The organism is Sphingomonas sp. Tas61C01, assembly GCF_052567495.1.
The window spans coordinates 3,733,045-3,745,025 of the sequence record NZ_CP199583.1; the positions used below are offsets into that span (position 1 = coordinate 3,733,045).

General features: G+C 67.0%; 9 protein-coding genes. 3 read left to right on the forward strand and 6 right to left on the reverse strand.

Going from position 1 to position 11,981, the window contains the following annotated elements:
• The first annotated feature begins 26 nt into the window (after positions 1-26).
• The gene (locus ACT009_RS17410; protein WP_445192311.1) at positions 27-791 is read left to right on the forward strand and encodes a 3-keto-disaccharide hydrolase; all 765 of its coding nucleotides are present in this window, start codon (positions 27-29) and stop codon (positions 789-791) included.
• A 27-nt stretch (positions 792-818) separates the two neighbouring features.
• On the opposite strand, the gene cyoD is transcribed toward ACT009_RS17410, so the two are convergent.
• The 4 genes from cyoD to cyoA are packed head-to-tail and all read right to left on the reverse strand — an operon-like array spanning position 819 to position 4,820.
• Positions 819-1,214: a cytochrome o ubiquinol oxidase subunit IV gene (cyoD, locus tag ACT009_RS17415; RefSeq protein ID WP_445192312.1), complete on the reverse strand. Its 396-nt coding sequence runs from the start codon at positions 1,212-1,214 to the stop codon at positions 819-821.
• Positions 1,211-1,903 carry a cytochrome o ubiquinol oxidase subunit III gene (cyoC, locus tag ACT009_RS17420; protein WP_445192313.1) on the reverse strand — a complete coding sequence of 231 codons (693 nt, stop codon included), beginning with the start codon at positions 1,901-1,903 and terminating at the stop codon, positions 1,211-1,213. The genes cyoD and cyoC overlap by 4 nt, the downstream gene beginning before the upstream one ends.
• The gene (gene cyoB, locus ACT009_RS17425; RefSeq protein ID WP_445192314.1) at positions 1,900-3,909 is read right to left on the reverse strand and encodes a cytochrome o ubiquinol oxidase subunit I; all 2,010 of its coding nucleotides are present in this window, start codon (positions 3,907-3,909) and stop codon (positions 1,900-1,902) included. Before cyoB ends, cyoC begins: the two co-directional genes overlap by 4 nt.
• A 2-nt stretch (positions 3,910-3,911) precedes the next feature.
• A complete protein-coding gene (gene cyoA / locus ACT009_RS17430; protein ID WP_445192315.1) occupies positions 3,912-4,820 on the reverse strand; it encodes a ubiquinol oxidase subunit II in 909 nt (302 codons plus the stop codon).
• A gap of 155 nt (positions 4,821-4,975) precedes the next feature.
• Between cyoA and ACT009_RS17435 the strand changes: the two genes are divergently transcribed.
• Together ACT009_RS17435 and ACT009_RS17440 are read left to right on the forward strand one after the other, a co-directional pair.
• Positions 4,976-6,169 carry an MFS transporter gene (locus tag ACT009_RS17435; RefSeq protein WP_445192316.1) on the forward strand — a complete coding sequence of 398 codons (1,194 nt, stop codon included), beginning with the start codon at positions 4,976-4,978 and terminating at the stop codon, positions 6,167-6,169.
• Positions 6,166-7,611, forward strand: coding sequence for an MATE family efflux transporter (locus tag ACT009_RS17440; protein ID WP_445192317.1), 1,446 nt, complete (start codon positions 6,166-6,168; stop codon positions 7,609-7,611). The genes ACT009_RS17435 and ACT009_RS17440 overlap by 4 nt, the downstream gene beginning before the upstream one ends.
• A 46-nt stretch (positions 7,612-7,657) precedes the next feature.
• Here ACT009_RS17440 and ACT009_RS17445 read toward each other — a convergent pair whose 3' ends face one another.
• Positions 7,658-10,726: a TonB-dependent receptor plug domain-containing protein gene (locus ACT009_RS17445; RefSeq protein ID WP_445192318.1), complete on the reverse strand. Its 3,069-nt coding sequence runs from the start codon at positions 10,724-10,726 to the stop codon at positions 7,658-7,660.
• A gap of 138 nt (positions 10,727-10,864) precedes the next feature.
• Positions 10,865-11,899 (reverse strand): LacI family DNA-binding transcriptional regulator, encoded by a 1,035-nt coding sequence (locus ACT009_RS17450; RefSeq protein ID WP_445194131.1) that lies wholly within the window; start codon positions 11,897-11,899, stop codon positions 10,865-10,867.
• Between the last annotated feature and the right edge of the window lie 82 nt (positions 11,900-11,981).

Sequence of the window (11,981 nt, forward strand, 5' to 3'; positions counted from 1 at the left end):
TCCTCCCCATTCGTCAGGAGGGGCCAGTGAAGCTGCTGATACTGCCGATGCTGCTGCTGATCGGTGCCGGCCCAGCGGCCGAGCCGAAATGGCAGCGCATCTTCGACGGCAAGACGCTTGCGGGCTGGACCCCCAAGATCACCGGACGGGCGGCGGGTGAGGACCCGCTGCACATGTTCACGGTCGCGAACGGGGCGATCCGGGTTTCCTATGCCCGCTATCCGAGCTTCACCGGCGAGTTCGGGCATCTTTTCTGGAAGACGCCGCTGACGGCGTACCGGGTCCGCTTCGACTATCGGCTGTTTGGCGATCCCCTGCCGGGGATCAAGGAATGGCAGACCAGCAATTCCGGGCTGATGCTCCACGCTCAGGCGCCGGCGACGATGACCCGCGACCAGGCGTTTCCGGTCAGCCTCGAGATGCAGCTGCTCGGCGTGCCGCGGCCGACGCGCGAACCGACCGGCAACCTCTGCACGCCGGGCACCATCGTGATCTACGAGGGCAAGCGCGATCCGCGGCATTGCATCCTATCGACGTCGCCGCTGCTGCCGGTCGGGCGCTGGGTTCATGCGGCGGTGGAGGTGCTGCCCAACGGACAGATCACGCACTTCATCGATGGCAAGGCGGTGCTGCGCTACAGCGGCGCCGAGATGGACCCCGCGGACAAGGACGCGCAACCGGTGATTGCCGCCGCAGGCGGGGCGCTGGAATTGCGCCGCGGGTACATCGCACTGCAGAGCGAGGGCCACGGCGTCGAGTTCCGCAACATCGAACTGCAGACGCTGCGCTGAGGGGCCTACGGCTCGATCTTCCGATGCCTACCGCATTCGCTGCGCCATCTCGTCGGGGCTCATCATCATGTTATGATTCAGATGGCCCATGATCCAGATGGACCCGACGATCACCAGCAGCACGATCAGTACGCCGAACGCGAGCGCTATGACGTTGTTGGTGTTGTCGGGGCCGGTCGTGACGTGGAGGAAGAAGACCAGGTGGACGCCCATCTGCGCGACCGCCAGCACCACGATCGCGGCGGGCACCACCGGCCCCCAGACCAGATTGGTGGTCGACACCCAGAACGCGGCGGCGGTCAGCAGCAGCGCGATGCCGAGCCCCAGCGTATAGCCGCGGGCGCCGGTAATCGGCTCGTGTTCGCCGACGCTTTCCTCGCCGGGTGCGGCGTCGCCGCTGTCGCTTTCGTCGTGGCGGCTCATCCGAGGTTCCCCAGCAGGTAGACGATCGAGAACACGCCGACCCAGATGATGTCGAGTGCGTGCCAGAACAGGGTGAAGCAAAGCAGCCGCCGCTCGATATTGGGGCGGAACCCCTTCACGACGATCTGCGCCATCATCGTCGCCAGCCACAGTAGGCCGACCGCCACGTGCAGCCCGTGGAGCCCGACCAGCGCGAAGAAGCTGGTAAGGAAGGCGCTGCGCTGCGGGCCCGCGCCCTCGGCGATCAGCGACGCGAACTCCTGTATCTCGATGCCGAGGAACAGCAGCCCGAGCACGCCGGTCACCGCGAGCCAGCGCAGCGTGCCTGCCATCTCCTTGCGCGCGGCGGCGATGCTGGCGAGGCCGCAGGCGTAGCTCGACAGCAACAGGCAGACCGTCTCGATCGCGACGCGGCCGCGGCCGAAGATCTCGGCGCCGGTCGGCCCGCCCGCGGTTTCACGCGCCAGCACCGCATAGGCGGCGAAGAAGGCGGAGAACATGACGATGTCCGACAGCAGGTAGATCCAGAAGCCGTAGCCGACGATGATCCGCTTGGATGCGGGGCCGCCTTCGCCACGACCGGTGGCGTCGCCATGGTCGCCGCCGTTCCTGTCGCGGCGGCCCAGCGCGTAGGGGTCGTCCGGGTCGGCGCGGGCGCTGTGATCGGTCGGCTTCGCGGCGGCGGTCATGCCGGCTGCTCCCCACGCTCGGCGAGCCATGCCGCGCGCGCGTTCCGTCGCGCCCGATCGATCCGCGCGACCTCGTCGGCGCTGATCTGATAGTCCTCCTCGTCGCGCCACGCGAAGACGACGAAGGTCGCATAGGCGCCGACGAAGCCGAGCGCCGCCAGCCACCAGATGTGCCAGATCAGCGCGAAGCCGATCAGCGAGGCGAAGAACGCGGTGATAAAGCCGGTCGGTGAATTACGCGGCATCTCGATCGCCTCGTATTCGGGTTCGGGCCCGATGCTCTGCGAATCGATCGCGCGCTGCTTGACGCCCCAATACGCCTCCTCGCCGTGCACGTCGGGCATCACCGCGAAGTTGAACGCAGGCGGCGGCGACGCGGTCGACCATTCAAGGCTGCGCCCGTCCCACGGATCGCCGGTGACGTCGCGCAGCCGGTCGCGGTCGCGGATGCTGACGACCAGCTGGGTGACCTGCGCGACGACGCCGATCAGCATGAAGCCGACCCCCGCCAGCGCGACGTGCAGCCACGGCACCCATTCCTCGACTTCGGTATGCTGGAGCCGGCGGGTCATCCCCTCCAGCCCGACCGCGTAGAGCGATCCGAAGGTCAGCACGAAGCCGAACAGCGACGGCCAGAACGCGATCTTGCCCCAGCGCTCGTCGAGCTGGAAGCCGAACGCCTTCGGGAACCAGAAGGTGTATCCAGCGATCGCGCCGAACACGACGCCGCCGACGATGACATTGTGGAAATGCGCCACCAGGAACATCGAATTGTGGAGCATGAAGTCCGCGGGCGGCACCGCGAGCAGCACCCCGGTCATGCCGCCGATCACGAAGACGACCAGGAACGCCAGTGACCACAGCATCGGCGTCGGGAAGCGGATGCGCCCGCCGAACATCGTGAACAGCCAGTTGTAGACCTTCACGCCGGTGCCGACCGCGATCACCGAGGTCGCGATCCCGAAGAAGGCGTTGACGTCCGCGCCCGCGCCCATCGTGAAGAAATGGTGGAGCCACACGAAGAACGACACCACGACGATGAACAGCGTCGCCGCGACCATCGACCGGTAGCCGAACAGCGGCTTGCCCGAGAAGGTCGAGAAGATCTCCGAAAATATCCCGAACGCGGGCAGGATCAGGATGTACACCTCCGGATGCCCCCAAGCCCAGATGAGGTTCATGAACATCATCATGTTGCCGCCGGCATCGTTGGTGAAGAAGTGGAAGCCGAGATAGCGGTCGAGCGTCAGCATCGCGAGCGTCGCGGTGAGGATCGGGAAGGCGGCGACGATCAGCATGTTCGATCCGAGCGCCGTCCAGCAGAACATCGGCATGCGCAGATACGCCATGCCGGGCGCGCGCATCTTGAGGATCGTCGTGACCAGGTTGATCCCCGACATCAGCGTGCCGACGCCCGCGATCTGGATCGCCCAGAGATAGTAATCGACACCGACCCCCGGCGAATAGGGCGTCTCGCTGAGCGGGGCGTAAGGCAGCCAGCCGGTCCGCGCGAATTCGCCGATGACGAGACTGATATTGACCAGCAGCGCGCCCGAGGCGGTCAGCCAGAAGCTCACGGAATTGAGCGTCGGAAAGGCGACGTCGCGGACGCCCAGCTGCAGCGGCACGACGAAATTCATCAGCCCGATGACTAACGGCATCGCGCCGAAGAAGATCATGATCGTGCCGTGCGCGGAGAAGAGCTGGTCGTAGTGTTCTGGCGGCAGATACCCCTGCGATCCGCCGGTCGCGATCGACTGTTGGGTGCGCATCATGATCGCGTCGACGAAGCCGCGGATCAGCATCGCCAGCGCGAGCATCGTGTACATAATGCCGATCCGCTTGTGATCGACGCTCGTGATCCACTCCTCCCACAGATACGGCCAATGGCCGCGCCTGGTGATCCAGCCGAGCGTCCCCAGAACGACGAGCAGCACCACCCCGGCGGCAATCAGCGGGATGGGCTGGTCGAACGGGATCGCCGACCAATCGAGCTTGCCGAGCATGTTCAGATCTCCGGGGTGCCGGGGGACACGTGCGCGTCGCCGCCGCGGCCTTGCTTGGGCCCGGCCGCTGGCTTGAGACGCTGGGCGACGATCGCCTCGAACAGCTTGGGCTGGACTGCGCGATAGCTGTAGGGGCGAACGTCCTGGCTCTGCCTGGCGAGCGCGACATAGCCGGGCGCGTCGAGCACGGGGCCGTTCGCGCGCGCACGCCCCGCCCATTGGCCGAACGCCTGCACCGGCACGGTGCGCACTGCGAAGTTCATGTCCGAAAAGCCGTCGCCGCTGTACATCGACGACTGGCCATAGACTTGCCCGACCTTGTCCGCGCGCAGGTTCAGCTGCGTCTCCATGCCGTTCATGGTGTAGATCTGCGAGCCGAGCCGCGGCACGAAGAAGCTGTTCATCACGCTCGCCGACGTCAGGCGAAATCGCACCGGCACGCCGACCGGCAGCACCAGCGTGTTGACCGTGGCGATCCCCTGCCGCGGGTAGATGAACAGCCATTTCCAGTCGAGCGACACCACCTGCACCTCGAGCGGCGGAGTTCGCGACGCGATCGGGCGGCGCGGATCGAGATCGTGGCTGCCGACCCAGATGATCGCCCCGAGGAACAGGATGACGAGGATCGGGATCGACCACACGATCATCTCGATTCGACCCGAATAGACGAAGTCGGGTCGGTAGCGCGCCTTGGTATTGCCGGCCCGGAACCACCAGGCGAACACCAGGGTCGCGACGATCGTCGGGATGACGATCGCGAGCATGATCGTCAGCGAATTGAGGAGGATCGTCCGGTTGGCGGCGGCGATCGGCCCCGCAGGCGCGAGGACGCTGGCCGGCGCGCACGCCGCAACGGCGCCGGCGAGCACCAGGCTCGCCCCCGTCCGTGTCGATGCTGGCCGTCTACGCATCGGATCCCCCGCGCACCTTCCCCGGGCGTCCGCTGCTGAGCAACGGCGCTAGCTGTCCGTCCGTCAACGTCGCCGACCGGGGATCGTTGCCGACGCCGGATATGATCGTTCAACGATCAGGCGACGCATCGATCGGGAGGCGGTAAGCGGCGACGATGAGCAGCAGCAAGCATGCACCCGGCATCGGGCCCGGCCTCACCGCGGTGTTCTCGGTCGCGTGCGGCGTGATGGTCGCGAACCTCTATTACGCGCAGGCGCTGATCGGCGAGATCGCGCCCGCGCTGGGCCTGCGCGGCGGTATCGCGGGGCTGCTCGTCACGCTGACCCAACTCGGCTACGGCGCCGGCCTGTTCTTCGTCGTCTCGCTCGCCGACCGGGTGGAGAACAAGCGGCTGATCGTGCTGCTGATCGTTGGCGCGTGCCTGGGCCAGTTCGGCACCTGGATGGCGACCGGCGCGACGAGCTTCCTGCTGTTCTCCTTCATGACCGGCTTCTGTTCGGTCGGCGCGCAGATCATGGTCCCGCTCGCCGCGCATCTCGCCCCGGAGGAGCGCCGCGGCCAAGTGGTCGGCAACATCATGGGCGGGCTGATCGCGGGCATCATGCTCGCCCGGCCGTTGGCGAACGGGCTGGCGGCGGTGGCGGGGTGGCGTGCGATCTTCGGGGTGTCGGCGGTCGGCATGGCGGTGCTGGCGCTGCTCGTCCTGCGCGCGATCCCCGAACGCCGGCCGACCACCGGCCTAAGTTATGGCGCGCTGTTGCGGTCGAGCCTGACGCTGCTGGTGACGACCCCAACAATCCGGCGACGGACCGCGTACCAAGCGGCGATGTTCGCGGCGTTCAACCTGTTCTGGACCGCGGTGCCGCTGCTGCTAGGGACGCAGTTCGGGTTGGGGCAGGCGGGCATCGCGCTGTTTGCGCTGGCGGGTGCGGGCGGAGCGCTGGCGGCGCCGCTCGCCGGACGCATCGGCGACCGCGGCCACATCCGTGCGGGCACCGCGGTGGCGCTGGCGTCCGCGCTGGCGGCGTTCCTGATCGCGGACTGGGCGGCGGCGGTGCACGCGCTGCTGCTGCTCGCGGTGGCGGCGGTGCTGCTCGACGCGGCGACCCAGCTCAACCAGGTGCTCGGCCAGCGCGTGCTGTTCTCGATCATCCCTGAAGCGCGGGGGCGGATCAACGCCGTCTACATGACCATGGTCTTCCTCGCCGGCGCGCTCGGTTCGACGCTCGCGACCGTCAGCCTCGATTATGGCGGCTGGACCGCGACCGCGGCGGTCGGCGCCGTGCTGTCGATCGCGGCGTTGCTGCTGTTCATGACCGAACCACGGGCAACGGAGAGCGGACGATGATCAAGCGACCCGCGGCGCAGAACCGTGACCTCACTCAGGGCCCGATCACCCGCACGCTGCTGGTCTTCTCGCTACCCGTGCTCGGCGGCAACGCGCTGCAATCGCTCAACGGCAGCGTCAACCAGTTTTGGGTGAGCCATTCGCTCGGGGTCACCGCGATCACCGCGATCGGCAACGCCAACATCGTGATGATGCTGATGCTCGGCGCGATCTTCGGCGTCAGCATGGCCGCCAACATCCTGATCGGGCAGAGCGTTGGATCGGGCGATCTGGCGACGGTGAAGAAGGTGATGGGCACCTCGATCACCTTCTTCGCGATCCTGGCGCTCGGCGTCGCCGCGCTCGGCTACGGCCTGTCGCCGCACATCCTGGCGCTGATGGGTACGCCGGCGGATTCGGTCGCGGAGGCGGAGGCATATCTACGCATCGTCTTCCTCTCGATGCCCTTCCTCTACTTCTTCGCCTTCCTGCAGATGGCGCAGCGGGGGATCGGCGACAGCCGCACGCCATTCTACTTCATGCTACTCGCGGTGCTGCTCGACATCATCCTCAACCCGATGCTGATCCGCGGGCTCGGGCCGTTCCCGCGCCTCGCGATCGCGGGATCGGCGACCTCCACGCTGATCGGGCAGGGGGTGAGCCTGTTCTGCCTGATCCTGCTGCTCTACCGCCGCGGCAGTCCGCTGATGCTGCGGCCCGGCGAGTTCCACCTGCTGAAGCCCGATCGCGGTATCCTGAAGGCGCTGATCCTGCGCGGTCTGCCGATGGGCTTGCAGATCCTGGTGATGTCGGGTGCTGCGATGGTGATGATCGGCTTCGTCAACAGCTACGGCGCCGTCACCGCCGCCGCCTACACCGCGGCGTCGCAGGTCTGGACCTATATCCAGATGCCCGCGATGGCGCTCGGCGCGGCGGTCTCGTCGATGGCGGCGCAGAACGTCGGGGCCGGGCGCTGGGACCGGGTCGCCAAGGTCGCGCGATCGGGGGTGTTGAGCGGGCTGGCGATCACCGGCGCGGTCGCGGCCGTGATCTACCTGCTCGGCGACCTCAGCCTCCACATCTTCCTGCCGCCCGGATCGATTGCGCTGCCGGTCGCGCGCCACATCAACAACATCGTGCTGTGGTCGTTCGTGCTGTTCAGCGTAACCTTCGCGCTGTCGGGCGTGGTGCGATCGACCGGCGCGGTGTGGCCGCCGCTGATCATCCTGATCGTCGCGATGTTCCTGATCCGCATCCCGTTCGCGCAGGTCCTGATCCCCCGCTTCGGCGCAGACGCGATCTGGTGGAGCTTTCCGCTGGGGACGATCATGTCGAGCGTGCTCACCGCGCTCTACTATCTGTTCGGCAATTGGCGGAAGACCCGGCTGTTCGACACCGCGCGGCCGCAAGGCGAGGCCGCCGACAGCGGCATGGCGACCCCCGCAATGGCGGAACCCGGCTGACGCTCTTGGCGAGCGCGCCGGGTTCCTGTCGTCCGTGCAGCCGTGATCAGAAGCGCGCGCGCATCCCGATCCGGTAGAAGCGGCCGAGTGTATCGTAGAGGGCCGGGTTGACGTCGAGACCGGTGTTGGTCTGCGGCGCCGGCTCCGGATCGTGATCGAACAGATTGTCGACCTTGAAGAACAGGCTGACCTGCTTGGTCATGTTCACCGATCCGCCGACGTCGAAGTAGAAGGCGCCCTTCATCCGGTTGAAATCGATCGTCGGGTTGTTGGCGGTCGATGCCGGGCAGCCCGTCTGGCAAACGACGTATTGATTGCCGAAATTGCCGTCGGAGAACCAGCGCTGCTGAAAGTTGATGCTGAAGGTGTCGTTGTCGTAGCTCTGCGTCGCCAGCCACTTCCAGTCGGGCGTTGCGCCGTTGTTGGCTCCGGCCTGATCGACAGTCGCCACCCCGGCGATGCCCGCATTGACCAGGAACTTGCTGACATGGGTGCCGAGAGCGCGGACCGTGAAGTTGCCCGGCAAGCCGAGCGGCGACTTCCACTGGTAGCTCGCCTCGATGTCGAAGCCGCTGGTCTTCCACGACGCCAGGTTGAACGGCTGGACGTTGATGAAATTGCCGCCTTGGACCGGGCTGTTGAGCTCGAAGCCGCCGCAGAACGCTTGGTTGCCTTCGAAGCAGAACCGCACAATCTGGTCGGCCGACAGGGTCGAGACCACGCCGTCCAGCTTGATGTGGTAGTAATCGAACGACAGGCCGAGACCCGGCAGCCACGACGGGTGCGACAGCACGATGCCGAGTTCGGTGTTGCGCGCGACTTCGGGCTGCAGGTTCGGGTTGCCGACGGTGTTCTGGAACGCCTGGACCGCACCACCCGGGGGAAACGGATTGGCGAAGTTCGGTAACGTCGTCACGGTCGGTGCCGCGAACAGCTCCGACAGGTTCGGCGCGCGGACGTCGCGCGATGTCACCGCGCGCAGCCGCACGCCCGACAGCGGCGTGTCCCAGGTGCCGCCGACCTTCCAGGCCCAGATCGTGCCCGAGGTGCTGTAATGCGTCACGCGGCCCGCACCGTTGAGGTTGGCGCGGCCGATGCCGCCGCCGTCGAACAGCGGCAGGTTGAGCTCAAGGAAGCCCTCGACCACGTCGTACTTGCCGCGACCGTTCTTGTAGTTGCCCGCCGCCCAGTTGCTGCCGAGCGTCGAATTGAGCAGCGGATCCGCCGGATACGCGGCGCTGTTCGGGCTCTGCGGTGTGACGCCGGCGCCATAAGGGTCGCCGTGCACGCGGTAATATTCTCGACGATATTCGCCACCGAACGCGACTGCGAGCGGCCCCGCCCACAGGCTGAGCGGCTCGCCCGAGAAGTTGAGGCTGGCGACGTCCTGCTTCAGCGTCGTGCGCTGGAGCGGGCCGTTGACTGGGGTCACATAGGCGAGCGCCGCCGAGGAGGGCGGGGTGCCGCCGAAGATGTTGATCGGCTGGCAGCCCGCGGCGCGTGCGCCCGCATCGGCGCAGACGATCGCGCCGTTCAGCGTGATCGCATTGGCCGCGGCGACGTAACGGTTCTGCAGGACGGTGTTCTCGACGTCGATCGCCACCTTGGTGATGCCGTGTTCGTAATAGGCGTCATAGGTCCAGGGCGTGCCGCCGACATCGAACCGGCCCTTCAGCCCGCCGACATAGCGATACTGCCGGCGGTCGGTGTAGACGCGCGGATCCGGGAAGTTGCCGTTGCTGGTGCCGAAGTTGAACTGGGTGATGCCCGCGGTGGTGCACCGGTCGCGGATCAGCTGGGGCAGGAACGGATTGGCGCACTGCACCGTCAGGTTCGGGCGGTTGTAGCCCGGGCTCGGCTGGTTGTTGGTCTTTACCTGCGCCACGTTGACGGTGACATAGGCCTCGTTGTTCTCGGCGAAGTCGAAGCCGACGCGGCTGAAGCCGTTGATGCGCTCCAGCGCCGATTTCAGCGACGCGCCCGAACCGGGAGCGCCCGACAGGTCGCCGCCGACGCAGAAGCTGTTGCCCGGGAAACAGTTGGTGACGCGGCCGGTGCCCGTCGGCGTGCCGTTCGACCCATAGTTGAAGTTGAAGGGCGTGCCGTTCTGGTCGAACGCGATGCCCTGCAGCGGGCCGTTGTTGATCAGGCCGAAGCGCGAATATTGGTAAGGCTGAGCATAGTCGCGATAGTTGAATTGCGGCAGCCCGTTGTTGGTCTGGCCGGTGTTGAGCAGCGTGGTCGCGCGATACCAGTCGCGGCCCTTCGCCAGATCGGTGCCGAAATCGCCCGGGCCGACGCCGTCCTCATGATCATATTCGCCGCTGACGATCACGTGCAGCCGGTCGTTCAGCAGCGCGGTGCCATAGGCCGCCTGGACCAGCGCCTGCTGATCGTCGCCATAGTTGGTGATGCCGCCCTGCACGTTGGCGCGGAAGCCGGTGAAGCGGGTGTCGGTGATGAAGTTGACCACCCCGCCGACCGCATCCGACCCATAGGATGCGGACGCGCCCCCGGTGACCACGTCGACGCGCTTGACCAGCAGCTGCGGGAACATGCTGATGTCGGGAACGCCGGTGACGTTCGCGCCGACGACGCGCTGGCCGTCGAGCAGCGTCAGGGTGCGGATCGTGCCGAGGCCACGCAGCGAAAAGGAGCTGAGGCCCTGAGTGCCGCTCGACGTGCTGAACGTGCCCGTCGCGGCGCCCGTGGACCCCTGCAGCGACGGCAGCTGCGCGATCGCGTTGAAGATGTTCGGTTGCGCGTTCTTGAGGATCTGGTCTTCGCCGATCACGGTGGTCGGTGTCGGCGCGTTGAAGCCGCTGGAGGTGATCCGCGAACCGGTGACGATGATCTCCGGGCCGTTCGACTGTTGCTGGCTGTCGCCGGCGACGCCGTCGACGGTGGTCTGCGGCTGGATCGCCTGATCGGGTGCGGCGGGATCGGCGGACCGGGTCGAGGCGGGGACATCGGGTGCGGGCGTGGTCGTCTGCGCCACCGCGGTGCTCGTCGCCAGTGCGGTCGCTAGTACGGCCAGGCTGACCGCGCTCCTGCGGAGAACCCGCAGCGTGCCCTGGTCGGCCCCGTGGTTGCCCCCTTGGTCGCCCATTGCCATGCCCATCATCCGTCTCCCCTGTTGTACGCGGGCCGCCGTATGTCGGCTCGGCCCATTGTCGGCAGGACGGTTCTAGCTGTTTTGGTATCGTTACCATATACGACTAAGGTCGTAAGCTTCATTACGGAAAGCTGGGTTTCAGGGGCAACGCGCGGTGGATTGGCGCTCAATCAGGCGATGCGCGAGCACGTGATCGTGCGGGCGATCGGCGGGGGCGGCGCGCGATGCGATCTCCGCAGCGAGCAGGCGCAGGGCCTCTGCGGCGAGATCGCGGACCGGCTGGTGCACGGTGGTCAGCGGCGGCCAGAGCATCACCGCAGCGGTCGTGTCGTCGAACCCGGCGACGGTGAGTTCGCGCGGCACGTCGAGCTGGCGACGATGCGCGACCGACACCACCGCGGCGGCCATGTCGTCGTTGCTCGCGAAGATCGCGGTCGGTGCAGGATCGTTGCCCAGCAATTGTTCACCCGCCGTGAGGCCCGATCCGTAGCTGAAATCCCCCTGCGCGACCGTCGCCTCCGCGCCCTCGACCTCGCGAATCGCGGCGTAGAAGCCCGCCATCCGCTCCGAGGTCGCGGTCTGATCCGGGTTGCCGACGATGAAGCCGATCCGGCGGTGGCCGAGGTCGAGCAGGTGCCGTGTCGTTTCGTAGGCCGCCTGGCGATCGTCGATCCGCACGCAGATCGCATCCGCCGACGCATAGGCGCCGACCGCCGCCATCGGCAGCCCGGCCTTGCGCAACACCCGCAGCAGCGCGGGCGATTCGCCGAGCGGCGGGGTGAGGATCAGCCCGGAAATACCCGAAGCGACCAGGTCCTCGATCGCCGCGTCCGATGGCGGCTTCCCGTCTGCGCCCTTTAGCAGGACCAGCCGCGCGCCGCGCGCCGACGCTTCCTCGAACACCCCGGTCAGAAATTCGCTCATGAACGCCGCACTCGGGTTCGAATAGATCACTCCGATCTTGAGTTCGGAGGAGGTGACGAGACTGCGCGCGGCGAAATTGGGCGTGTAGGCGAGCGCCTCGATCGCCGCGAGCACCGCCGCCTGCGACGCCGGACGAACGCCGGGACGTCCGTTGATCACGCGCGACACCGTCATCGGCGAAACCCCCGCATGCGCGGCGACATCGATGATCGTCGCGCCGCGTGCGCGTCCGCCGGCTCTACTCACGATATGCTCCCGTTCATGCCCCGGCGACCTTGCTAGATGATCGACATCGCAACGCAAGTTGCCCTGTTCGGCGAAAGCTGCCAGA